This is a genomic window from Xanthomonas arboricola (genome assembly GCF_002940665.1).
Taxonomy (GTDB): domain Bacteria; phylum Pseudomonadota; class Gammaproteobacteria; order Xanthomonadales; family Xanthomonadaceae; genus Xanthomonas; species Xanthomonas arboricola_B.
Genome location: NZ_MIGY01000003.1, coordinates 1,116,042 through 1,139,757, shown reverse-complemented (window position 1 = coordinate 1,139,757; position 23,716 = coordinate 1,116,042). Strand labels below are relative to the sequence as shown.

Here is a 23,716-nt window from a genome sequence, read left to right as displayed (position 1 = left end):
TAATTAAATGCACTGTGTGACCGCCATCGAAGATGGCTGTGGAAACCTGGCCGGTGGCGTCGCATCGCACCTTTCACGCCACATCAGGCACACGTTGCCGGCAGCTCGCAAGCACAGCATGCAGGTCCCGCAATGTGCTGCGCTGACGACACTCAGTCGCCGAAGCTGGAAGCCTGATTGATGCGCTCATTCATAATCGCCACGATGCGCGGCACGGCCTGGATGCGGCGTACGTGATAGGCATGCAACGCTGTTTGCAACGTCGCAAGGTCGCGCCGCTGCCAGTGCAGCGTGAGCTCTACCAGTTCTTCTTCGAGGGAGTCGAGCAGGCCATGTTTGGCACGTCGCACCGGTGCCAGCCGGTCGTTGGCCTGCCTGACGGCATGATGCAGCGACCAATGCGCAGTGGCGTGGGCAATGGCGTCGAAGAGCTTCCAGGTTTGCTTGACCATGTCCGCAGGTGCGGTGGTGGGCTCCAACTGGCCAGGGGCATGCGGCGTCGATGCAACGCCGATATCGCAGGCCATCCGCAACAGGCGGTCCATCCAGTCGTAAAGATCCCGCAGCGCGACCTCGGTGAGCAGCGGTACCTGCAAGCCAAAGCGTGCGTGATCGATGACCAGGCCTTCGCCGACCAGGCGATACAGGGCAAAGCGCACCGGCGTGGGGCTGATCTTGAACTCGGTAGCCAGCTTTGCCGGGTCGATGCGCTGACCGGGCGGATACTGCCCGGATTGCAATGCGCGCCTGACCTGCGCATAGGCAACTGCACGTTTGGAGTGGATTTCACTCATGACGAACTCCTTGTCTGACCGCGACGCCTCCCTGGCTGGATCGTACATGCAATGGCTGCGGCAGGAGCTGCTGCGGTAGTCCTTTTTAGTCCCAGGCTTGTCACATCGTGCCGTGTACGAGGCAGGCTTCGAGCCAATACCTGTCCCGGCAGTAATAGTTTTAATAACGTACAAATTGAGGCCAGAAAAAACACAAGGGCCGCCTGGTATGCCAGGCGGCCCTCGTCTTTGTACGTTATCTGTTTTGTACGTTATCTGTCCCTGCTATCGCGGGGCATAACGGTCGTGCCAAACAGTGTGCCCTGCTTAGCGAAACGACTCACGCAGCCGCTTGCCCGCATATTCCTGCGCGGCCTTCGCCTTGGCAACCACTGCCGCACAACCGAAGAACTCGTGCGTCACGCCGGTGTAGACCTCGCGCTCGACCGGTACGTTGGCCTCCTTGAGGGCGTCTTCCAGCTTGGCGCCGTCGCTGCGCAGCGGGTCGATGGTGGCGTTGATGATTGTCACCGGTGCCAGGCCGCGCAGGTTGGCATTGACCAGGTCCAGACGCGTATCCGCCTTGTCGGCGTCGCTGCGGATCAGGTGCCCCACGAACCATTCGATCATGGCCTTGTTCAGGGGCTTGGCGATGGCGTTCTCGATGTAGGACTCGGTGTGCAGGCTGCCGGTCTGCCCGACCGGGTAGACCGCCAGGATATGCGTCGGTGCCTGCAGCCCCTTGTCGCGCGCGGCTACCGCCGTGGCGATGGCCAGGTTGCCGCCAGCGCTCTCGCCGGCCAGGGCAACGCGCTGCGGGTTGCCGCCGATGCTTGCCGCGTTTGCCAGCACCCATTCGTAGGCGGCGAGCGCGTCGTCCCAGGCGGCGGGGAACTTGTGTTCGGGCGCCTGGCGATAGTCGACCGAGACCACGATGGCGCCGGTTTCCTTGGCCAGCCCGCGCGCGCCGCCGTCATAGACTTCGGCATTGGCGATCACCCAGCCACCGCCGTGGAAATAGACGATGACCGGCAGTGCGGTACCGCCCTGCGGGGTATAGACGAAGGCCGGGAGATTGCCGGCGGGCGTTTCCAGGATGTGGGAGGTGCGCTTGACGCCGGGCACCAGCACTTCCGGGTCGGCGGACTTGTCTTGGTCATGCAGGAGCTTCTTGACCGCATCGGCGATGGTCGGCTGCTGCCGGGCTTCGGCTGGCGTCAGCTTTTCGATGGCCTTGGGTTCGAGCGCATCGTGCGCCTGGGCCAGGTCGTGCATGTCGTCATCGGTACGGATGGCGCCGATGACGTTGGAGATGGTGTCGATGATCGGATTGGGCTTGCCGTGCTCTGTCATGTGTGCGCCTCGGTTGATTGACCCCGACGCTAGCGGTGGCACAGTCAATGGGGCGACAAGGGAGCTCGGCCATTCTGCACATGGCGGCAACATTTGCGGCAGACGCCGGTACAGGCGCCTGCCGCTGAAAGCCCTTACCAATCCGTCGGCGCATAGTCCTTGAGGAACTGTCCCCACACATGCTCGCCGGTGTTGGCGCCGTGGATGATCGGGTCGACGATGCGGGCGGCGCCGTCGACGATGTCCAGCGGCGGGTGGAAGCGTTCCTGCTGGACCTTGAGCGCGGCGATGTCGGCCGGATCCTCGTCGGTGACCCAGCCGGTGTCGACGCTGTTCATGTGGATGCCGTCGTTCTGGTAATCGGCCGCCGAGGTGCGCGTCATCATGTTCAACGCGGCCTTGGCCATGTTGGTATGCGGATGCCGGGTGGTCTTGAAGTTGCGGTAGAACTGCCCTTCCATCGCCGAGACGTTGACGATGTGCTTGTCGCGCTCGGGCGTGCGCAGCATCAGCGGCTTCAGCCGCGCGTTGATGATGAAGGGCGCGATGGCGTTGACCAGCTGGGTCTCCAGCAGCTCCACCGAAGGCACTTCGTCCAGCAGCAGGCGCCAGGAGTTGCGCCCGCGCAGATCCACCTGCTGCAGGTCCTGGTCCAGCCGTCCTTCCGGGAACAGATGCTGCTGGCCAACCAGCTCGTCGTCCAGCAGCGCCACCTGCGACAGCTCGGCGGCGCGGGTGAGGCCGTCGGCGCCGTCCAGGCCGCGGCCATGCACCGCCGGCAGCGCCATCGCCGAGGCATCGCGCAGCGGTTCGGGCGTGCGCAGGCCTTCGTAATGGCCGACCAGGTTGCGTACGGTGTCCGGCAACTCATGCAGCGCGGCGGTTTCGCCGGCCATCATGTGCGCGTAGAACTGCGGCGGGCGGCGCACGGTCTGGCAGGCGTTGTTGATGATGAAGTCCAGGCGGTCGCGGGTGGCCAGCAGCTGGCTGCAGAACGCTTCCACGCTGGGGGTGTGGCGCAGATCCAGGCCGAACACCTGCAGGCGATGGCCCCATTGGCTGAAGTCCGGCTCCTGCGCATACCGCGCGGCCGAATCGCGCGGGAAACGTGTGGTGACGATCAGTTCCGCACCGGCGCGCAGCAGCTTCAGGCCGGCCTGATAGCCGATCTTGACCCGTCCGCCGGTCAGCAGCGCCACGCGTCCGCGCAGGTCGGCGGTTTCGGTGCGCTTGAAGAAATTGAGCTCGGCGCAGGCCGGGCACATCTGGTCGTAGAAGTGATGCAGCTGGGTGAACTTCTGCTTGCACACGTAGCAGTGGCGCAACTCCGGCGAATGCGTGGGCTCCGGTGCGGCAGTGGCGTTGTGGCCGTTGTGCGCGTCGTGCAGGCCGGCGGCATGTGGCGGGAAGAAGTTCGGCGTGCTGAACACCGGTTTGCGCCGAAGTGCGCGGATGCCGCGCTGCTCGAGCAGCGCCTCGGCCTTGCGCACCTTCTCCTGGTGCCGCTCGCGCTCGCGCTGCTTGAGCAACTGTCGCCGCGCCTTCGGCTCGGGGTGATAGACCCTGGCCACCACCTGGTGCAGCCGCACGCGGTCGGCCTCGGGCAGCGTGTCGAGCACGCTGCGGTCGGCCTCGATGGCCTCCAGCAGGTCCAGCGCCGCGCGCAGGCGGTCGGTCAGGGGCAGGTCGTCGGCGGGCAGGGGCGGGGCGTTGGTGTTCAAGATGGATCCGGAAAAGAGCGGCAGAAGGCGAAGCGCATGCAGCGGGCGGCGCGGTGGACACGATGGATGGCGGCCAGCGGCCGCGCTGGCCAGGACCGCTGCCGCCGCAGGCCGGAGCGTCCGGACCGCGGCTATTTTCGCCGATCCTTGGGTGCGCGCGCCAATGACAGGGCTGGACAGGTTGCGGCGGTGAGGGCGTCGCTGCTGCGGATGCAGCCAATTGCCGCGCAGGGCGTGCGCCAGGTTCAGCTCTCAGCACACGGCTGGAAGATCTGTGTGCACGTGTTTGCATGCAGCGGCGTGTTGCCGCCCGTCATGCGGGAGGCCGGGGTGCGATCGCATCCAGGATTGGATAATCTTCCCCACACACGGAAGGGCATCATGCCCGTCCATTCAAGGGGACCTTGATGAAGAATTCCATGCTGGCTTTCGGGCTGGCCGGCTTGCTCTGTGCGTGTACGGTGGTCTCGCCTGACCCTGGTCAACAGGCTGTGCTGGTGGATAAGCCCCTGTTCTTCGGCAAGGGGGGCATCCGCCTGGACGATGTGCGCGATCCCGGGCGCACGTACACCTGGGTGACCACCTCTGCGTCGTATGTGGATGTCACCCCGCAAACCGTGCAGGTGGCGTTCGACGATTTCTCCTCCAGCGACAATATCCTGTTGGACTTCTCGACCCAGATCCAGTACCGGATCACCGCGCCGGCCTTGCTGCTGTCCGGGTTTGGGCAGGACTGGTTCAAGAACAATGTCGCCAGCCAGTACGCTTCCATCGTGCGCGATCAGGTCAAGCGCTATGACATGACCAAGATGATGAGCGACCCGGATACCGCCAGGAAAATCGACGAGTCGGTCACCCAGAACGTCAGTGCGCTGGTCAAGCAACAAGGCTTGCCGATCCAGATCCAGAACATCACCCTCGGCCGTGCGCGCCCCAACCCGGACGTGTTGCAGCAGATGAACCTCACCGCTGCGCAGCAACAGCGCGTCAAGACGCTGGTCGAGGCGACGACCGCAGAGCGGCAGCGCGAGCAGGAACAGGTCGCCAAGGCCGATGCCGATAATGCATACCGCAACCGCATGGGCCTGACGCCCGAGCAGTACCTGGCCAGCCAGATCGCCGAACTCAATGCCGATGCCTGCAGAAAAGCGCAGGCCTGCTACATGGTGCCTTCCGGTACGTCGGTGATTGCCAGGTAGCGTGCGCTGCCGGCCGGCTGCACGGCGGGGCAATCGTTGCCTGGCAATGGTTGGTTGTTGGTCTGCAGGCGCTGCTGGCTGCTCGCGTCCACTCACGCCAGCAAGGCCGCTCACGCACTCTCCAGACCGGCTGGGCTAGGGTTGCGGCCTACTGTTGTAGCGGAGAAGGCAGCATGGGCCTGTTGGTCGACGGCAAGTGGCAGGACAGTTGGTACGACACCGACAAGAGCGGTGGGCGTTTCGAGCGCTCGCAATCGCAGTTCCGCAACTGGGTGACGCGCGACGGCAGCCCCGGCCCGCACGGGGAGGGTGGCTTTCCGGCCGCTCCCGGGCGCTATCACCTGTATGTGTCGCTGGCCTGCCCGTGGGCGCATCGCACGCTGATCTTCCGGCGCCTGAAAGGTCTGGAGTCGATGCTCGACGTGTCGGTGGTGCACTGGCTGATGGGCAAGCAGGGCTGGACATTTGCGCCAGGGCCGGACCTGGTGGGCGATGCGCTCTACCAGGCGCAGCATCTGTACGAGGTCTATCTGAAGGCGGATCCGCGGTACTCCGGGCGCGTGACCGTGCCGGTGCTATGGGATCGCGAGCGCAATACGGTGGTCAGCAACGAGTCGGCCGACATCATCCGCATGTTCAATAGCGCCTTCGACGAAGTCGGTGCTGCGGCTGGCGATTTCTATCCGGCGTCGCTGCGCGAGCAGATCGATGCGATCAATGCGCGCGTGTACGACACCGTCAACAATGGCGTATACAAGGCGGGCTTTGCCACCACGCAGGCTGCGTACGAAGAGGCGGTACTGCCGTTATTCGAGAGTCTGGATTGGCTCGATGCGCGCCTTGGCCAGCAGCGCTACCTGTGCGGCGACCGGCTCACCGAAGCGGACTGGCGCCTGTTCACCACGCTGGTGCGTTTCGATGCGGTGTATGTCGGTCATTTCAAATGCAATCTGCGGCGCATTGCCGATTATCCGCAGTTGTCCGGCTACCTGCGCGAGCTGTATCAGATGCCCGGTATCGCAGACACGGTGAACTTTCAGCACATCAAGCATCATTATTACCAGAGTCACGACATGATCAATCCCACCGGCATCGTGCCGCTGGGGCCGGTGCTGGATCTGCAGGCACCGCATGGGCGTGGCTGATGCGGCTGTCCGCCGGACGCTGCCGCGCTTACGTACGCTACTGCGTGGCTTGCACTAAGCTGTGCGCCTTCGATACGAACAGGAGCGAGGCGTGCTGAATCATGTGATGGTGGGATCGAACGATATTGCGCGATCCAGGCAGTTCTACGACGCAGTACTGGGCGGCGTCCTCGGTGCCGCCGAACCGTTGGTCAACCCTGCCGGCTCAGGCCATGTGCGCCTGTTCTATCGCCATGCCGGCAGCACCTTCGCCGTCAGCGAACCGATCGACGATGCGCCCGCGACCAGCGGTAACGGCGCCACCGTGGGCTTCAGCTGCGGCTCGCCCGAGCAGGTGCAGGCCTTCCACGACGCTGCGGTGGCGGCAGGTGGCGTGTCCATCGAGGATCCGCCGGGCTTGCGTGAGAGCCGCATGGGGCCGGTCTGGCTGGCCTACGTCCGCGATCCGGATGGCAACAAGCTCTGTGCGATCTATCGGCCTGCGTAGGCTGTGAGACTTGCGCCGCTGCGACTGCCGCAGCGCGACCGCGCACCGGGTTATCGCTTCGCTATGGCGACGGTGGAACAGCCGTCGCCATAGCACGCCCTGTGGTTGCAGTGGGCGACAGGCTTAGGTGAGGGACGTCGCGCTAGTGCTTGGCCGCATCGCGCATGATCAACGTCGCCGCGCCTACCGTGATCGCATCCTCGACCACGCCGGTGCCGGTCTGGCCGTAGCGTTCGATCGCGCGCATGCGCAGGTTGAAGGTGAGGTAAGCGGCCGCAACCGCCGTGCTCGCACCCAGTAGGGCGGCGACCCCGCGCTGATGGCGCGGCGCCAGCGCCGCGCCAACGATGACGCCGGTGGCGATGCGGGCGATCATGCCGGGCAGCACGATGCGGTCGGGCGCAGTCTTCATCTTGTCGCCTGCCAGCTCGCCGCCGGCAAGCGCAAGCATGCCGGCCGATGCGAGTGGATTGGCGAGAAGCTTCGGGGCGCCGTTGTCGGCAGGAAGCTTGCCGGTGCGGGCTGCATTGGTGACCGCAGCCAACGGCGTCATCGAGCGCATGCCGGCGACGGCGCCCATCAGGATGGAATGAATCAAAGCCATGTACACCTCTGCATGTGCTCAACAATCGCAGGCGGAATGCGCTGCGTGCGGCACGCTGTATGGATATGCACACACTAGGGGGGTGTGTGTATGGGCGTTGGCAAGAGCTTGTGCATGCCGTGCATTGGCGGCGCCCGCACGGCACTGGATGTGCTTGCGATGCGCTGCCTGAAATGTATCGGCTTGCGCCGCGTAACCAGGCGCGCGGCATTGCACTCAGGGAGCCTTGGTGCCCAACAGGAACTTCAGCCCATGGGTGATGCCGCGCGGCGCGACACTCGGGTGATCTTCGTCGTTGAGCACCTCCAGCTCCAGCCGCAGCGACGGATACTGTCTCGCGCGCAGCGTCTGTACTAGCTTACTGGCGAAGCAGGCGCCTGTTGTCGCCGGCATTCCCGCGCATCACTTCAAACGGCCGACATACGCCAGCACGGGAGCGGCCGCCATATCGTTCGGGTTGGTGCCCGGCAGGCCTTGCGGTACGTCCATGCCCTTGCTGCGGTAAAAGTCGGTCCAGTACTGCGAGATCTTGCCGGTCTGCAGGTTCTTGAAGTTCATCGGTTGCAGGGCGAAGACGTGCTGTGCGCGGAACGCGCGTTCGATGAAGTCCGAGCAGTAGTAGCTGTTGTCGTCCTGCACGTAGGTGGTGTTGTAAGGCTTGCCGAGCATGCGCTGCGCCTGCGCGATGGCGCCGGGGATCGCACTGCGGTGTTCTGCGGCCAGCCGGTACACATGGACCTGCCGATGCTTGGCGTTGGCCTCTTCGACAAATGCCTGCAGCGGCTGCTGCCGCGAGCCTTGTTCGTCTGCGTGCAGCAGCACCTGTCCGGTAGCGTCATGGGCGAGCAGTGCCACATGATCGAAGCTGGGGGCATCCTGCCTGGCGGTGGCATCGTCGATGGCGCCGCTCAGGCCGGTGCGGGCGGCGGTGACGAACAGCAGGTCGCCGTCCTGTAGCTGTACGGCGATGGAGGTTGCGGGCAGCAGTGCCAGTGCAAGCACGGCGAGCAGGAGAAGGGTGCGCATGGGGGGCGGCAGGGAGTGCAAGGGCCACCATTATCGCCAGGAACGGCGGCGGGCGGCGGGCACGCGATGCCCGCTGTAAACTACAGCGGCCAGCGGGCGTCGCCGCCGCCATCGCGTCGCGGCAATCCCTGTCCGTCTGGAGTGTTTCATGCGTGCTTCTTCTGCGTTGTCGCCGATCGGCCGGCTGTTTGCCGTGGCCGCCTTTATCGAAGGGCTGACCTGGGCCGGGTTGTTGCTCGGCATGTTGCTCAAGTACGGCACGCATACCACCGAGCTTGTGGTGTGGGTGTTCGGGCGGCTGCATGGCGCGGCCTTCCTGTTCTATGTGGCGGTCAGCGTGCTTGCCGCACTGCGCCTGCGCTGGCCGTTGTGGGCGTGGGCGCTGAGCCTGCTGGCCGCGTTGCCGCCGCTGGTGACGGTGCCGCTGGAAATGTGGTTCCGGCGTATCGGTTTGTTGGGTGTGCCGACGCGAACTGCCGGCTGACCGCGTCGGGGTGAACCCCGATGCAGCGTGATCGCCATTGCAGTGGAAGTGATCGACCAGCGCATCCGCTGTTCATGGACGCCCCTGGCGATCGGCGTGGTAGAGCCTGCACCTGCCGGACGATGTGCCGGCTGAGACAAATCGACGGGTCGGTGCACATCCGTTAGGGGATGCTGGGTTCTCGGGCACTCGGTGCTTTCGCAGGTAGCACGGCAAAGTTCTTGAGAGCATCGATCACCGGTGCTGTCCCGTTGTGCCAGCAAACCGGCAGTCGCTGTGTGAATGGCAAGCGTTGATGGAGCGCCCAACGCGTCCGGGTTCGGGCATCGGTGGTCGCAATCGGGCATGGATCCAAGGTGGATGGATTCATTGGGCAGCACGCACGTGAGGTAAACAGAACGTCTGGTTCCGGGAGCCAGCGGTCCGGATCTAGCGGTGACATTCCTCGATTCATTGGTTGACAGCATCAGGAGACGATCCATGCAAGCGCAGAAGAAGCCGTTTTTCCCCTTTGCTCTGAGTTCGGCCCCGCAGGTGACCAGCATCGCGAGTGCGATCGGTACCTCGCGTGTACTGGCCGCCGTCTCCAACGATCCCTTGCCCATCGATCAGCAACTTGCAAACGCATTCAATGCCAATAATGCGGTCATGGCTTATGTCTTGGGCATCGGCAATACGCAGTTGCCGACGATCTCGCCTTCGCCCTCGTGGTACAGCACGTTCCAGACAGCGTTCAGCGATGCACAGATTCACGCCAATGGCTGGTATCCGATTGCGACCAATCTCGTCAGTATCCCCAACTCGATTGCGGGCTATGGCATTTCCTTCAATGTCAGCATGTCCACCATCAATTCCCTGGTGGCGGTGCTGCAGAACGATCCGACCAATGCCGCTGCGATTGCTGCGCTGAAGTCTCAGTTCGGCAGCATGATTTCCCAAATCACGTCCTATACGCAGAGCGCGGTGACTGTCCAGCAGTCCATCACTACATTCAGCAATAACCTGACCTCCGATGCGGCAGTGCTGTCGCAGGCAGTCGTTGACTCGACCAAGGAGCAGGCGGTGGATCAGGCCAAGATCGCTGCGTTCAAGGCCGATATCGCGTCGCTGCAGTCGGAAATCAGCCATTGGCAAACCGTCGAGACGGCATCCGCGATTGCTGCAGGTGTCGCCTTCTTTACCGGCGCGGTGATTGCAATTTTTTCGTTTGGGATCGGCTTGGCATTCGGGATCGTCGCCGCAGCAGCGCTGATCACGACGATGGTCATCGCATCGAATAAGATTCAGGCGCTGAAGAGCCAGGTAGAGGCCGACAACAGCAATATGAATGCTGTGACCCAGCAGGCGGCGAGCCTGGCGGTGCTGAATGACCAGGTCAATGGATTGATCACGCTTTCGCAAGCGGCCAGCACGCAGATTTCCCTGGTATTGCAAGTCTGGCAGGAGCTTGAGTCCGAGTTGAATACCGTGGTGACGGACTTGACCAACTGCAACGGAAACGTTACCAATTTGAACCTGCCGCAGCTTCAGTCCAATCTGAATTCCGCCAACCAGGATTGGCAGACCTTGGTGGGACTGTGCAATACAATCGCCTCGATCAAGTACAACCAGGCAACGCCCGCCACCGCGACGATTCCCGACCCCGCCACTGCCTGACGATCGGCATTGCATGGTTGGATGAGATGGCTGCATTGCCGAGCCACGTGCATCGGGTCGCCATGGACTGGTGAGCATGTGGCCGGGCTGGCGGAGGTGTGTGGATGTCCACACGCTTCCGTCAGCCCGCCATCTGAAGCGCGTCGGCGGCCAGCGATGTTCCGCTTACCGGTGCACAGCGCAGTCGTCATCAGCAGGTCCCGGCGCTGTGGAAGCGTACAGCGCCAGCACGTACGGCCGGCGCCACCCCGAGTGGCACGTGTGGCGGTTCGTCGTCTGCACGGTGCTGCATTGGCGCCCTAAGCAACGGTGCCGTGCATACCGCTCAGTTCTTGGGCATCGGCTTCATCTGGTAGTCGGCCGGTGGCGTTGCGCCGAGCAGGTGTTGCACGAAGTAGTCCCAGCGGCGGCGGCTGACATACGGGGTGAGCTCGCCATAGCCGTGCTTGGCGTTGGGCAGCATCAGCATGTCGAAGGTCTTGTTGGCCTTGATCAGGGCATCGGCCACCAGCAGGGTGAGATACGGCGGCACGTTGTCGTCGAGCGTGCCGTGCACCAGCATCAGCTTGCCCTTGAGTTTGCCGGCGTGGTTGGCGTTGGCCTGGTCGTCGTAGTTGGAGCTGCCGTCCTTGTTGACGATGTGCTCGCCGTGATACTTCTCGGCCCAGTCGTCCTCGTAGCCGCGGTTGTCGTGGTTGCCGCTTTCCGACCAGGCCACCTTGAAGAAATCCGGGTAGCGCAGCATCGCGGCGGTGGATGCATTGCCGCCGCCGGAGTGGCCCCAGATGCCGACGCGGCCCAGGTCGATCCACCGATAGCGCTGGCCCAGTTCCTTCAGGCCGGCCACCTGGTCGGGCAGGGTGTTGTCGCCCATGTTGGCGTACCAGGTGTCGTGGAAGGTCTTGGAGCGCCACGGTGTGCCCATGCCGTCGATGGCGACCACGATGAAGCCCAGCTCCGCCAGCGATTGATTGTCGCCATGGCCGGCAAGGAAACCGCGGCCGCGGACCGAGCCGGTTTGCGGGCCGGGATAGACGTAATCGATCACCGGGTACTTGCGCGCCGGGTCGAAGTTACTGGGCTTGAACATCAGGCCATACAGGGTGGTCTTGCCATCGCGCGCCTTGACCGTGATCGGCTCCGGCGGCACCCAGCCGGCCGCCTTGAGGCGGCTGATGTCGGCAGTGGCAATGGTACTGACCGTGCGTCCATCGCCGGCATCGCGCAACAGCGTGACCGGCGGGGTGATCGAGGTGGAATAGGTATCGACAAAGCGCGCGCCATCGGGCGACAGCGCGATGCTGTGATCGGCGACTTCCGGCGTGAGCAGCACCGGCTCACCACCGTCCAGGCTCACCTTCCACAGCTGCTGGTAGTACGGGTCCACGCCTGGGCTGCGGCCCACGCCGACGAACCACGCGGTACGCGTCACCGGATCCACGCGCAGCAATTCGGTGACGTTGCCCTCGCCGGTGGTGATCGCGCGCTTGGGCTTGCCGGTGGCCAGGTCGTAGAGATACAGCTGGCCCCAGTCGCTGCGCTCGGAAAACCATACCGCCTCGTTGCTGCCGGGCAGGTACGCCCAGTTGGCGGCGACCTGGCCGCTTTCGTAATAGGTCTTGGCGGTTTCGTCGAAGGCGGTGCGTACGTCGCCGGTGGCGACATCGGCAATGCGCAACCAGGCCTGCTTGTGGAAGCGCGAGGTGGACACGAAGGCCAGCGTCTTGCCGTCCGGCGCCCACTTCACATCGTCCCACAGGCCCGGCGAGCAGCTGACGTCGTCGCACAGGGTGGAGCGGTGCTGGTCGGGCGGCAGTTTCAGCCGCAGCACGCTGCGCGTGGGTACGTCGATGACCACGCGCTCGATCATGGTCACGTCCTTGTCGCCGGCCAGCGGGTATTTCCACGACTGCAGTTCCGGATGCCCGAGCTTGGTGCTGACCAGGTACATGTCGCCGGTCTTGCGCTGGTCCTGCTGGAAGGTGGCGATCTTGCGCGAGTCCGGCGACCACGCAACGATGGCGTTGTCGCTGTGCTGCCAGCCGGCGTTGTCGGTGGCATAGCCGAAGTTTTCCACACCGTCGCGGGTGAGCTGGGTCTCCTGGCCGCTGGCGAGATCGCGCACCCACAGGTTCCAGTTGCGGATGAAGGCTTCGCTGCGCTTGTCCGGCGACAGCACGCCCGGCTCGGCCTTGTCCTTTGCATACAGCGTGCTGCAGCGTGCGCGCGCATCGCAGACCACCGCGGTGTCGCGCACGTTGAGGCGGTAGCGGCCATCGGCGGTGCGCTTGACCACCGGGGCGAAGGTGTCGGCCTTGAGCGGCTTGTCGCCGGTCTTCAGCAGCGTGTTGAGCGAGGCGACCAGCGCGGGCTGCTTGAAGATCGGCGCGCTCTTGCCGGTGGCGGTGTCCAGCTGCAGCAGCCGGTTGCCCTTGGCATCGTGATCGACATAGGCCACGTGGGTGGCGTCCAGCCAGCCGATGCGGGTGGCGGTGTGGTCCACCAGCGGCTGCGCGGCGTAGTTGATCAGGCGCTCGGCACGGGCGTAATCGGCGGCGGTGACGGTGGGGGCTTGCGCAGCGGCGATGGCCGGCAAGGCGGCCAGGACGATGGCGGAAAACAGCTGCCGCATCGGCGACGGGGTGGGCATGTAGGACTCTCCAGGACGAAAGGAGCGCGCAACGCGGTCGGCGCGACCGCCCGATGCTACCCGCTGGGCCGGGGCGCTGCCTCTGCCGGAAGTCGTGCCGGTGACCAGGCGGTGCTATCTCGCCAATGCGGCAGATCCAGAACGCGCAGATTCCCGCTTGGCGCGACCGGCGATGGTGCCCCCGCGCAGCGCGACCGGTCACGCGCTGCCCGCATGGCGCGGGTACAGCGCAGCGGTGGAGACGATGCGCAGACGCGGACGTGTGCGGGCGGCAGGTCCGTTCGCGGCAACCGCCGCTGCACTTGCGTTTCGGTGCGCAGCGGCTTTGCTGGCAGCCCTACTTGCCCATGCAGCGCTTCCAGCGCTCGTTCACCCGCTGCGCGAACCAGGCGGTGGTGAGGGTGCGGGTGATCTTGGGGCTCTCCAGGGTGATGCCGGGCAGTATCGCGCGCGGCAGCGGTTTGCCGGCACTGCGCTCGGCCAGCGCAAATACCTGGCGATACAGCGCGGTGTCTTCGAAATCGGCGGAGTGGCCGGCCTCCAGGGCACGGCGCAGCTGCCGGTCGTTCATCGCCAGCTGGCTGCCCAGGGCGCGTGCGGCGCGTTCGGTGCCGCCGGGCGCATCCAGGCTGGCGCCGGGCGTCAGCAGGTCGCCATCCAGGGTCAGCGCGATGCCGCTGGCCTTGCTCAGCGCCGCCTGGAACGCGGCATTGCGGCTGGCGTGCCAGCCGGCATTGAAGTCGGCGAAGCGGTACAGCAGTGCGTCGTAACGGGCTGGGTACCCAAGCAGGTGTCTGGTGCCGAACCACAGCCCGCCGCGACGGCTGAACACCTCGTGGCGGATCGAGGCGCCGGGCGGATACGGATAGCGCTCGGCATGCTGCTCGGCAAACGCGATGCTGACCTGCATCGGCCCGGCGGTATGCACCGGATTGAGCCCGTCGAACAGGCGCGCGCCCAGCGGCACGCTGCCGGTGAAGTCTTCGAAGATGCGGCTCAGCTCCTGCTCGGTGCGCGCACCCGCGATGCGCGTGGCATAGCTGCGGCCGTCGGGCGAGTCGATGCGCAGGGCGGCATCGACCATGAAGCCGGGGATGTGATGCGCGCTGGCGCGGCGGTCGATCTCGGCGCGCGAAATCTTGCCGAGATTGGGCACCACCGGGTTGGCCTGGTAGGTCGACTCCTGCTCGGTCACCGCCAGCACCGCGCAGATATACTCGGCGCTGGTGTCCAGCCCTTGCGAGGACAATGCCACGTAGACATCGTCGGCCCAGCCGTTGCGATCGCTCAGCGTGGCCGGCAGCCGCCGGGCGATGTCGGCCTTGACCGCGTCCGGGGAGCGCTGTGGCGCACGCGGCGCCTGGGTGGCGCAGGCCGACAGCAAGGCGACGGCAAGCAGCGTGAGCAGGCGGGGCAGGCGGGATATCACGGTGTCTCCAGGATCCAGGTAGCGGCAGGTGCCGTGCCGCAGTTTACGTGGCTGTCGCCGGGCGGCTGCATCGGCGCCGCGCCGTCGCGACGGTGCGGGTTGCCCGCTGCGCCGCAGCGCATGGCGGGTGCACGGCCGCGGGCCGCTGCCAGCGCGATTTGCAGGCCGATTCAAGCCCGCTGCATGCGGGCCGATAACGTTCTTGACGCCAAGCGTGGCGATCACATGACCTGTCGCGCCGGCCGGTCATCATGACCGGGTGCCTGCATCGATGTGGCGTTCGGGCAGATGCCGACGTTGCCCCCGATTCCACTGCCAGCCAACCAAGGGAGGGCTTGAGTGCCGCAGCAACCAGCAAGCCCGACATGGGCCGGGCGGCGTGTGCTGTGCACGGCAGTCCTGCGGTGTGGCTCATCGTCACCGTGAGGTGTCGATGAGCGGTGCGAGGCCAGGTTGGCAGCGCATGGGCGTCGGGATGGCAGCAATGCTGTTCAGCGCGACGCTGTGGGCGCAGCCGCAGCCGTGGAAGAGCATCGAAACCGCCGCGATCGACGACCCCAAGGCCGCCTTGCAGGCCGCCCAGGCCGCGTTGGAGCGTGCCCGTAGCGATGGCGATGCCGATGCGCAGTTCTGGGCCTTGCTGGCGCAGGCGCGCGTGCTGATATCCCTGGAAGAGACCGAGCGCCGTCAGACGGCACTGGCGCAGGCACGTGCGATGTCGGAACGGGTACGTGGCAATGCGGCGCAGGCGCAGCTGTGGCTGGCGATCGTGCAGGCGCTCAACGATGTGCGTGAGAATCCCAATCGCGGCATGCTGGCGCGGCTGGAAGCGCTGCGGCAGCGCGCGCGTGCGATGGGGCGCAACGATCTGCTGTGCGAGGTCGAGGCGGTCGACATGTGGAGCATGCTCGCCTCCGGCAGCAGCGACGAGGCCTGGAACGCCGCACAGGCCAGCTACCAGTGCGCCGTGCGCGAACACAGCCTGAGTCTGGAACTGGATGCCTTGACCCAGCTCGGCTCGCTGGCCACCCGCGTGGGGGGGCGTTCTGCGGAAGAAAGCGACGCCGAAGACTATCTGCAGCGCGCCCTGGCGCGCCTGCGCGGCCAGCCGGCACGCTTCCAGCGCAGCCTGATCGAGTACGAATACGGCACTTCGCTGGCAGCCCAGCAGCCGGACGCGGCATTGCTGCATTTCAAGCGTGCGCTGGCGCTCAGTCGCGAGCTGGGCGATCAGGCCGGTGTGGCCGCGGCATTGACCAGCGCCAGTGAGGTGCTGATCGAAACCGGCGATGCCACTGCGGCCCTGGCAATGGCGCGCGAGGCACTACCGTTGATGCAACGGCAAGGCAACGTCGGCCGTGTGGCGGCCTGCCACGCGGTGTTGCTCCAGGCATTGACCGCGCTCAAGTCCGGCAGCCTCGGCGTGGAGATCGTCGCGGCCAAGGCAGCGGACGATCCGAATCTGCCGTTGAAACGACGCGCGCAACTGCTCGATGCCATCGCCCAGGCACTGGCAGCGGAGGGACGCCATGCCGAGGCGTATCAGGAACTGCAACGCGCCAACACGCTGCGCGCGCAAAGCCTGGATCGCCAGCGCGATACCGTCATGCTGCGCCTGCAGGCGCGTTACGAAGACGCGCGCCGCGGCGCCGAAACCGCCGAGCTGCGCCGGCGCAGCGAGACCGCGCAACTGGCGTTGCAGGCCCGCGAAGCCGGTCAACGCACCCTGTGGATCGCGCTGTGCGCCGCCTGCCTGCTGTTGCTGGGCACGCTGGTGGTGCTGGCCTTCAGTGCGCGCCACCGGCGGCAACTCTCGCGGCTGGCGATGCGCGACGAACTCACCGGCCTGCCCAACCGCCGCGCCATTCGCGCCGAGGCGCAGCAGCAGATCGAGCAAGCGGTGCGCTCGCAGGTTCCGTGCATGCTGGCATTGATCGATCTGGATCACTTCAAGCTGATCAACGACATGCACGGGCACGCGGCCGGGGATGCCGTGCTCAAGGCGCTCGCCAGCGCATCCAGGCTGGCACTGCGGACACAGGATCGCCTGGGACGGTTGGGCGGCGAGGAATTCCTGCTGGTGCTGCCGGGCTGTAGCGCAGAGGAGATTCCTGCCGTCTTCGCGCGGCTGCGTAATGCAGTGGCCGCGATCGAGATCGCCGGCCTGCCCGCCGACCAGCCGGTGCGGTTCTGCATGGGCGCGGTGAGCGTCACTGCGGGGATCGGTCTGGATGCGCTGCTGGGGCAGGCCGATCTTGCCCTGTACGCCGCCAAGACCGCCGGGCGCGATCAATGGGCGGTGTGTTGAGTGCCGCATGCGCAGCTGCGCGGCGCCGGCTGCGACATCTGCGCGGGACTGCGGCACAATCGTGCGGTGGCGCTGCCGCGTTGCCTTCCGTCGATTGAGCGAACCGATACCGCGTGCGAACCGATAGCCGCCTTTCCCGCATGCTGCATGTGCTGTTGCACATGGCCAGGAGCCAGCAGCCGATGACCTCCGAGCAGATCGCCGGCATGCTGTCGACCAATGCGGTGGTGGTGCGTCGGACCATGGCCGGCTTGCGCGCTGCCGGCTACGTGCAGTCGAGCAAGGGCCACAACGGTGGCTGGCATATCGCGTGCGACCTGACCCAGGTGACATTGCTGGACGTGCATCGTGCAGTGGGCGGCCCGCATCTGTTTGCGATCGGCGCCGATCACCCCAACCCGCAATGTGGCGTGGAGCGGGTAGTCAACGCAGCCATCGCCGACGCGCTGGCCCAGGCACAAACCGTATTACTGCAGCGCCTGGGCACGGTGACGCTGGCAACGCTGGCGGACGAGTTCGATGCGCTGTGCACGGCAGCCGCGCTGCCTGCCGGTCTGCCGACAGGCAAACGCAGGCGCTGACGCGCTGTTGCATACGCCGTTGTGCATGACGTGCAGCCGGGCTGGCAGGCGCGCGATATGCCTGCGCTTGCAGTCCCATGCGGCGTACGCATGCGCTTTGCGGCAGCTGGTCGGCATCGATCGCAGACAGGGCGCGCTTGGCCGGGCGCAATCGCCAGGACGCTGCCGTTTTTCCCGACGTGGTGTGACGTGCGCACCCGCGCAGTACCGCTACGCGGCACTGTCCATTGCTTTCAGGTGATGACGCGAACCGCCGCCGATCACGGCAAGCGCGACAGCAGGCAGCGCAGCAACCTTGGGTCGCACACGACCCTTCAACCATCGAGCAGGTGACCACGTCAGCACACCGCGGTTGAATCGCCAGTCTTTTAATGTAACATCTAAAATTACATAAAGCGGATTTCAATCGGGAGCGGACATGCAGCACGACGTAATCATCATTGGCGGCAGCTATGCCGGGCTGTCGGCCGGGCTGCAGCTGGCGCGTGCACGGCGCGCGGTACTGGTGATCGATGGCGGCCAGCGCCGCAATCGCTTTGCCGCCACCTCGCACGGGTTTCTCAGCCGCGACGGTGCATTGCCTGCGCAGATTGCCGATGCGGGACGCGCACAGCTGCTGGCCTATCCGAGCGTGCAGTGGGCCGACGGCCAGGTGACACGGCTACGCGGCGAGGCGGAGGCATTCGAGGTGACGCTGGCCGATGGCTCCACGCATACGGCGCGTCGGCTTGTTCTGGCGATGGGGGTGGTCGATCGTCTGCCGGCGCTGGCCGGCCTGGCAGAGCGCTGGGGCACGCAGGTGTTCGTCTGCCCGTATTGTCACGGCTATGAGCTGGAGCAGGGCCGCATCGGCGTGCTGGCCACCTCCGCCTTTGCGGTGCATCAGGCGGCCATGCTGCCGGACTGGGGCGCAACACAGCTGTTCTTGAACGACACGTTGGTGCTGGATGAGGCGCAGCACGCGCACTTGCAGGCACGTGGCGTGCACGTGGTAGGCGGCGCAGTGGCGGCGCTGCAAGGCGACGGCGACGTGCTGGAGCTGGTGTTGCGCGATGGGCAGGTCTGCGCGCTGGATGGCTTGTTCGTCACCACCCACACCGAGCTCAGTGCCTTGGTCGCATCGCTGGGATGCAGCACCAGCGATGGCCCGCTGGGCAGTCATATCGCGGTGGATGCCATGCAGGCCACCTCGGTGCCGGGTATCGCTGCCTGCGGCGATGTGGCCAACCCGGCGGCATCGATCGCCTTTGCGGTTGCCAGCGGCGCAATGGCCGGCGTGGCAACGCATCGTTCGTTGATGTTCGGTCTGAGCAACTGAGCGGCGTGTTGCGATCGCCCCTGCAGACCATGCCGGCCTGCAGGGTTGATCGCGGCTGCGCTGCTTACTGGCTGACTTCCTGCATCGCAATCTTGTGCTGCTTGGAATACGCACGCTGCGCGGTATTCAGCGCTTCCATATCGGTGTTGAGCCGGGTGGACACGGTTTCCAGATCCTTGGCCAACGGCGCCAGCTCGGGGTTGCCGTAGCCGTTGGGCAGGGCGGCCACGCGTTCTAGCGCGGCCATCATCGCGTCGGCACTGTTGAGGTAGGCCGACAGCTTGCCGTCCAGGTCCTTGGCGTTGTCGGGCACGCCCGAGGCCATGGCTGTATTGGCCTGCGCGTTGGCGGCCAGTGCCTTGCGCTGGCTGCCCAGCGCAGTCTTGTAGCCGTCCAGCGGCTTGTGCGCGATGGCATCGGCCACCAGGCTCTGCCCGCGATCGCCCGACACCCACGGGTCGACGATGGTGACCGCGCCATTCCAGACCGAGATGTTGTGCAGCAGGTAGTCGCTGGAGGAGAGCTTGGAGGCGCCGGTGGTGGTGCCGCCACCGCAGGCAGCCAGCAGCAGACTGAAAGAGACAAGCAGGAAGGTGGTGAACGTCTTCAAAGCGAAAGATCCTTGGTACGAGGCCGTTGTCGCCACTGCAGGGCGAAGACAGCAAAAACCCCAAGGAAGCGTCCGGACAATCCATGTTGCACTGTTGCTGGCCATCTTCCCTGAGACGAATGCAGCGTGGAGCATTCCATTCACTCTGAGCGAGTGCGCTGCGCCATCAGTATAGCGGCCGCGCTCAGCCGGCAGGTGCGTGGCATGCGCTCACTGCGCGACCACCAGGTGTTGCATGCGTGCGATGGATGGCCTCGGCCGGTTGTGCTGCGCGTACACTGCGCCGCCACCATCGAACCGGTGCCTGCGTGAAAAAAAAGCGGCCCAAATCACCGCCACCTGCGCCAGCTCCCGCAGCGTCCCGGATCCACGAATGGATCATCGGCGGGGGAGCCGTTGTCGTGGCGATCGCCTGTTGCATGCGGCTGTGGCTGGTGCTGGAGGCGATCGTCACGGGGCGCTATATCAGCGTCATCCGCGGCCGGCCGACCAGGATTTTTTACGCGGATGCAGACCCGCAGCGGTTCTGGATCGCCATCGGCTGGGATGGCTTGCTGACCAGTGTGCCGTTGGCGGTCATCGCCTGGTTCACCTACGTTGCCTGGACGGCGTACCGACACGGCAGGCGATGACCTGCGCGGTCGTTGCACAGCATGCGCAACTGCGGTGCCGCGCTGTCGACGACGACGCGGCTGCGCCCGCGCCCGCGTACGGCGAGCCGATGTTTGGCATGCGGCGTCGATCAGCCGTCGGGCGCAGGGCAGTGACGACCACCTGCGCCGATCGATCGACGCCTGCGCATCATGCGGCCATCAGGGCTGCGTTTGTTTTTGCCGGCGTGATGGCGTCTGCGTCTCGCGCTTGGGCCAGGTGTCGTAGCTGTAGACGAACTGCTTCTGATCGGCTCCCATGGTCGGGTCGCAGTGCCAGGAAGTGGCGACGCTGCCGGGCTCCAGCACGCCATCGACTTCGCGCACGGACTGCGCTTCGAACGCGCAGATCGGCCCGTACACCTTGCTATCCCAGTCCGGCGCCGAGGTAGGGTGGGCGTGTTGCACCAGCACGATGTCGCTGCCTTGGAAGTGGTGCACCTGGGCGCCGTATTCGCGATTGATGCTGAAGTAGCACGGTGCGCCGATGCCCAGCGGGAGCACTTCGTCATCGCGCAGGATTGCGCACTTGCCGGCGTGTTCGCCCAGGCGAATCGTACGCCCGGCAAGGACCGCGGTGGTCACCGGATGGCGGGTGGTGACTTCGGACATGGGCTGCGGCGGCGGCGACGTCTGCGGCGCGGTCTGCGCGTGTGCGCCGGTCATCACCAACAGCGCGGCGAGTAGCCAGGTCGGAAAGCGGATGCGCATGCAACGTCCTTGTCGTGGGCGCTGCAGTATCGCAGATCCGTTTGCTGGTCAGGCGTGGCTGGCACACCGGCTGCGCTCCAGTCAGACGGAGGCGGCCGACGCCTGGGACGGCATCTGCCTGCTGCATTGCGGCTTGGCGTGCAGCGCCGATCTGCAGCTGGCCGCGACCGATCTGCGCGTTTTCAGTTGCGGCAAAAATCCCGCAATCAGCGCCGCGCCGGCAACGTTGCCAGCACACCATCCAGCGCCAGTTGCGTGCTGAAGCCGACCTTGCTCAGGCGCTTGCTCACTTCGTTGGGTACATCGCGCCCGCTGGTGAGTCGATTGGGCGCACCGGTGTAATGGAACAGGCGTCCGCCACGACGCAACACCCGCGCCAGCTGACCGTAGAACACTTGCGAATACAGCTCGCCGGCGATGCCGAAGCGCGGCGGGTCGTGCAGGATGGCATCGACCGAATCGTCTGCCAGCGTGGCGATGTGCTGCGAGATATCGGCATGGGCCAGCTGCAGGCGCCCGCCGTAGGCGGCATCGTCCGGGTCCGGCGACCAGGGATTGAGCGTGCGCAGCCACAGCACATCGGCATTCTTTTCGAACGACTGCAGCTGCGCCACCCCGGCTTCCAGGCAGCAGGCGGCGAAGTAGCCCAGCCCACCGCAGGTATCCAGGACGATCTTGCCACGTGGCGCGACCAGCGCCACCTTGCGCCGCGCATCCTCGAACGGCGACAACTGCGCCGACGGCAGCATCTTGATGCCATCGATCTCGAAGGTGGGCGCGCCCCATTCGGTGGGGATGAGCTTGATCAGCGCACCACTGAAACGCGAGATCGGGGCGAAATCGTCACCGTCCCAGAAGTACAGCGTGCGCTCCTTGAACTTGCCCGGATACGGGTAGCCCCTGCCGCGCCACTGCCAGGTCTGCGCATCCAGCTGGGCGGTGCCGGTACTGCGGCCCAGATCCAGCGAGCCGGTCCATTGGGTCAGACCACTGCCGCGCGCGGCAAGCAGCGCCTGGGCATCGGAGCAAATGAGTAGTGGGCCGGAATAGTGGGGCACGGATTGCTGGTCTGGGTCTACGCGCGTTACGCGCGTTGCTGGTGCGAGGGGTGGACTGGCATCGTAACCGACCCCATCGCGCATGCGCATCCAATCCACCTCCGGCACGATGGCGGGGCGGCGCAGCGGCGGTATCTGCAGCGACGCGGGAAGCCGGGTCGCATGCGACGGTATGCCGATGGCGATGCAGCAGCCATCGTGCCCGGATGCGTGCGCCGATTCCTCTGACGCACGCCGCACCGCATACTGCGCACTGCCCCATCGACATGTTGTCCGATTGGCGCCAACCGCGGAGGATCGGCAAATGCTGAAGGGTGTGTTGTTGGGATTTGCCTGTTATGCGGCCTATTCGATCAGCGATGCGTTCGTGAAGCTGCTGGAAGGCACGCTGCCGGTGTATGAGGTGCTGTTTCTCGGTGCACTGCTGATGCTGGTGGCCGTGCCATTCCTGAAAAAGCCGGACGACCGGTTGCGCGAACTGGTGATGGCCAAGCAACCCAGCCTGTGGCTGTTGCGTGCGCTCACCGGCGCCATCGGCAACCTGACCTCGGTGATCGCGTTCACCACCTTGCCGATGGCCGAGGCGTTTGCGCTGATCTTCCTGATGCCGATTTTCGTCACCGTGCTGTCGGTGGTGTTTCTCAAGGAAGAGGTGCACTGGCGGCGCTGGTCGGCGGTGATCGTCGGCTTCATCGGCGTGTTGATCGTGCTGCGCCCGGGCTTTCGTCATCTCACCCATGGGCATGTGGCCGCGATCGTGTGCGGCCTGGTCGGTGCGATCTCGGTCATCACCCTGCGCATGGCCGGCCACAGCGAAAAACGCCTGACCTTGTACGGCGCCGGGGTGATCGGCCCGTTGGTGATGGGCGGGATCATGATGTTGCCGACCTTTGTCTGGCCCACGCTGTATCAGTGGGGGCTATTGGCCGGCTACGGCCTGCTTGCCGGCCTGGCGGCGATCTGCCTGATGTATGCCACGCGCATGGCGCCGGTGAGTGTGGTTGCGCCAACGCAGTACAGCCAGATGCTGTGGGCGATCGCCTTCGGCTACCTGCTGTTTCACGATCACCTGGATTGGCCGATGGCGGTCGGCATCGCCCTGATTCTGGGCGCGGGCCTGTTCACGCTGATCCGTGAAGAGCAGGTATCGCGGTGGTGGCGGCGGACCAAGATCGTGTGAGGGCGGCGCTGTGCGCCGCGGGAATGGGGGAGTCGGGAATGGGGAATCGGAACGGCGCTGCTTCGAAGTGCCGCGATGCGCTTGATGCCATTACGATTCCCGATTCCCGATTCCCGCTACGGCGGCGCAGCAGGCTCCCTGCGCAGTGCACGCCAGGTTTCAGCGATGCGGCGATGTCGCAGCGATTGGCGAGCAGCTCGGGCGTCCCACTTGCCAGATGCAGGAGCAACGTGGCCCAGCGTCTATCTGCCGACGTCAACGGTGCGTCAGCATTCCGCTGCCCGGGATCACGGTGCGGTAGCGCCGCGATGCGCACTGTCGGTGCTCCATTCGACCGGTCGGAGTCACCCCATGCAGCTCAATCCACTCGCTTCGCGTCTGATGACCGCCGCCAGCGCCGGTCTGTCGGCACACGGCACGCCCGATCCGGATACCAACGAAGAAGATATCCCGCTGGAAGAGCAGACACCACAGCAGGGCGGTTTGCGCGAGGAGGTGGGCGATCTGGAAGAGGACGACGATCAGGCATTGCCGGGCCGCGTTGGCGGCGGGCTTGCCGGGGGGTAATCGCGGCTAGCAACGCGACTGTGCCACCACCAGGCAGACGCGGCCGATGACAACGCCGCAGCGCGCAGGCTCCAGGCGGATGGCGGTGACTGCTCCGGCGATGCCTTGCGTGCATCCCTGACGGCTGCGGCCCCTCGATGACAACAGTGGCCGCGTGGATGAGCGGCGCACCACGATGGGGCAAGCCGACCACCATTCGCTGGCGC

General features: G+C 65.5%; 21 protein-coding genes and 1 pseudogene. 11 read left to right on the top strand and 11 right to left on the bottom strand.

Annotation, left to right across the window (positions count from 1 at the left end):
• Positions 1-152: 152 nt before the first annotated feature.
• The 3 genes from XarjCFBP7645_RS18660 to XarjCFBP7645_RS18650 form a co-directional block, all read right to left on the bottom strand.
• Positions 153-968, bottom strand: coding sequence for a GntR family transcriptional regulator (locus XarjCFBP7645_RS18660; protein ID WP_258079585.1), 816 nt, complete (start codon positions 966-968; stop codon positions 153-155).
• Positions 969-1,100: 132 nt separating this feature from the next.
• On the bottom strand, positions 1,101-2,126 hold the full coding sequence (locus XarjCFBP7645_RS18655; protein WP_104538647.1) for an alpha/beta hydrolase: 1,026 nt from the start codon (positions 2,124-2,126) through the stop codon (positions 1,101-1,103).
• Positions 2,127-2,260: 134 nt separating this feature from the next.
• Positions 2,261-3,847 (bottom strand): SDR family NAD(P)-dependent oxidoreductase, encoded by a 1,587-nt coding sequence (locus XarjCFBP7645_RS18650; RefSeq protein WP_047126124.1) that lies wholly within the window; start codon positions 3,845-3,847, stop codon positions 2,261-2,263.
• A 419-nt stretch (positions 3,848-4,266) separates the two neighbouring features.
• Here XarjCFBP7645_RS18650 and XarjCFBP7645_RS18645 point away from each other — a divergent pair, with 419 nt between their 5' ends.
• The 3 genes from XarjCFBP7645_RS18645 (at position 4,267) to XarjCFBP7645_RS18635 (ending at position 6,678) form a co-directional block, all read left to right on the top strand.
• Entirely contained in the window at positions 4,267-5,046 is a 780-nt protein-coding gene (locus tag XarjCFBP7645_RS18645; protein WP_104538866.1) for an SPFH domain-containing protein, read from the top strand.
• Between the two features lie 173 nt (positions 5,047-5,219).
• Complete coding sequence (locus tag XarjCFBP7645_RS18640) at positions 5,220-6,191, top strand: glutathione S-transferase family protein (protein WP_104538646.1); 972 nt, start codon at positions 5,220-5,222, stop codon at positions 6,189-6,191.
• A 91-nt stretch (positions 6,192-6,282) separates the two neighbouring features.
• Positions 6,283-6,678 (top strand): VOC family protein, encoded by a 396-nt coding sequence (locus XarjCFBP7645_RS18635; RefSeq protein WP_047126122.1) that lies wholly within the window; start codon positions 6,283-6,285, stop codon positions 6,676-6,678.
• A 142-nt stretch (positions 6,679-6,820) separates the two neighbouring features.
• Here the strand turns inward: XarjCFBP7645_RS18635 and XarjCFBP7645_RS18630 are convergent, their stop codons facing one another.
• The 3 genes and pseudogenes from XarjCFBP7645_RS18630 to XarjCFBP7645_RS18620 form a co-directional block, all read right to left on the bottom strand.
• Entirely contained in the window at positions 6,821-7,282 is a 462-nt protein-coding gene (locus XarjCFBP7645_RS18630) for a DUF4126 family protein (RefSeq protein ID WP_047126121.1), read from the bottom strand.
• 216 nt (positions 7,283-7,498) lie between these two features.
• A pseudogene (locus tag XarjCFBP7645_RS18625) lies at positions 7,499-7,639 on the bottom strand (alpha/beta hydrolase); the annotation flags it as partial.
• A 45-nt stretch (positions 7,640-7,684) separates the two neighbouring features.
• The gene (locus XarjCFBP7645_RS18620) at positions 7,685-8,320 is read right to left on the bottom strand and encodes a YiiX/YebB-like N1pC/P60 family cysteine hydrolase (RefSeq protein ID WP_047126686.1); all 636 of its coding nucleotides are present in this window, start codon (positions 8,318-8,320) and stop codon (positions 7,685-7,687) included.
• 136 nt (positions 8,321-8,456) lie between these two features.
• Between XarjCFBP7645_RS18620 and XarjCFBP7645_RS18615 the strand changes: the two genes are divergently transcribed.
• Together XarjCFBP7645_RS18615 and XarjCFBP7645_RS18610 are read left to right on the top strand one after the other, a co-directional pair.
• Positions 8,457-8,792 carry a DUF3817 domain-containing protein gene (locus XarjCFBP7645_RS18615; protein WP_166775076.1) on the top strand — a complete coding sequence of 112 codons (336 nt, stop codon included), beginning with the start codon at positions 8,457-8,459 and terminating at the stop codon, positions 8,790-8,792.
• Positions 8,793-9,272: 480 nt separating this feature from the next.
• Positions 9,273-10,448 carry an HBL/NHE enterotoxin family protein gene (locus XarjCFBP7645_RS18610; protein WP_104538643.1) on the top strand — a complete coding sequence of 392 codons (1,176 nt, stop codon included), beginning with the start codon at positions 9,273-9,275 and terminating at the stop codon, positions 10,446-10,448.
• 325 nt (positions 10,449-10,773) lie between these two features.
• Here XarjCFBP7645_RS18610 and XarjCFBP7645_RS18605 read toward each other — a convergent pair whose 3' ends face one another.
• Both XarjCFBP7645_RS18605 and XarjCFBP7645_RS18600 read right to left on the bottom strand, forming a co-directional pair.
• Positions 10,774-13,098, bottom strand: a complete 2,325-nt coding sequence (locus XarjCFBP7645_RS18605) for a S9 family peptidase (protein ID WP_104538642.1) — start codon at positions 13,096-13,098, stop codon at positions 10,774-10,776.
• Positions 13,099-13,435: 337 nt separating this feature from the next.
• The gene (locus XarjCFBP7645_RS18600) at positions 13,436-14,527 is read right to left on the bottom strand and encodes a DUF1615 domain-containing protein (RefSeq protein WP_104538641.1); all 1,092 of its coding nucleotides are present in this window, start codon (positions 14,525-14,527) and stop codon (positions 13,436-13,438) included.
• Between the two features lie 484 nt (positions 14,528-15,011).
• Between XarjCFBP7645_RS18600 and XarjCFBP7645_RS18595 the strand changes: the two genes are divergently transcribed.
• From XarjCFBP7645_RS18595 to XarjCFBP7645_RS18585, 3 genes are all read left to right on the top strand, one after another.
• Entirely contained in the window at positions 15,012-16,835 is a 1,824-nt protein-coding gene (locus XarjCFBP7645_RS18595) for a diguanylate cyclase (protein ID WP_146096365.1), read from the top strand.
• A 140-nt stretch (positions 16,836-16,975) separates the two neighbouring features.
• Positions 16,976-17,416, top strand: coding sequence for an Rrf2 family transcriptional regulator (locus tag XarjCFBP7645_RS18590; RefSeq protein ID WP_221230700.1), 441 nt, complete (start codon positions 16,976-16,978; stop codon positions 17,414-17,416).
• A 418-nt stretch (positions 17,417-17,834) separates the two neighbouring features.
• Entirely contained in the window at positions 17,835-18,734 is a 900-nt protein-coding gene (locus XarjCFBP7645_RS18585; RefSeq protein ID WP_104538638.1) for an NAD(P)/FAD-dependent oxidoreductase, read from the top strand.
• Between the two features lie 64 nt (positions 18,735-18,798).
• Here the strand turns inward: XarjCFBP7645_RS18585 and XarjCFBP7645_RS18580 are convergent, their stop codons facing one another.
• Positions 18,799-19,344: a hypothetical protein gene (locus XarjCFBP7645_RS18580; RefSeq protein ID WP_104538637.1), complete on the bottom strand. Its 546-nt coding sequence runs from the start codon at positions 19,342-19,344 to the stop codon at positions 18,799-18,801.
• Positions 19,345-19,763: 419 nt separating this feature from the next.
• On the opposite strand from XarjCFBP7645_RS18580, the gene XarjCFBP7645_RS18575 reads away from it, so the two are divergent.
• Positions 19,764-19,976 (top strand): hypothetical protein, encoded by a 213-nt coding sequence (locus XarjCFBP7645_RS18575; protein WP_104538636.1) that lies wholly within the window; start codon positions 19,764-19,766, stop codon positions 19,974-19,976.
• A 180-nt stretch (positions 19,977-20,156) separates the two neighbouring features.
• On the opposite strand, the gene XarjCFBP7645_RS18570 is transcribed toward XarjCFBP7645_RS18575, so the two are convergent.
• Positions 20,157-20,705, bottom strand: coding sequence for a hypothetical protein (locus XarjCFBP7645_RS18570; protein ID WP_258079583.1), 549 nt, complete (start codon positions 20,703-20,705; stop codon positions 20,157-20,159).
• 206 nt (positions 20,706-20,911) lie between these two features.
• Positions 20,912-21,853 (bottom strand): class I SAM-dependent methyltransferase, encoded by a 942-nt coding sequence (locus XarjCFBP7645_RS18565; RefSeq protein ID WP_429001473.1) that lies wholly within the window; start codon positions 21,851-21,853, stop codon positions 20,912-20,914.
• Between the two features lie 214 nt (positions 21,854-22,067).
• On the opposite strand from XarjCFBP7645_RS18565, the gene XarjCFBP7645_RS18560 reads away from it, so the two are divergent.
• The gene (locus XarjCFBP7645_RS18560; RefSeq protein WP_016902964.1) at positions 22,068-22,943 is read left to right on the top strand and encodes a DMT family transporter; all 876 of its coding nucleotides are present in this window, start codon (positions 22,068-22,070) and stop codon (positions 22,941-22,943) included.
• Positions 22,944-23,294: 351 nt separating this feature from the next.
• Positions 23,295-23,510: a hypothetical protein gene (locus XarjCFBP7645_RS18555; protein WP_104538634.1), complete on the top strand. Its 216-nt coding sequence runs from the start codon at positions 23,295-23,297 to the stop codon at positions 23,508-23,510.
• Positions 23,511-23,716 lie beyond the last annotated feature (206 nt).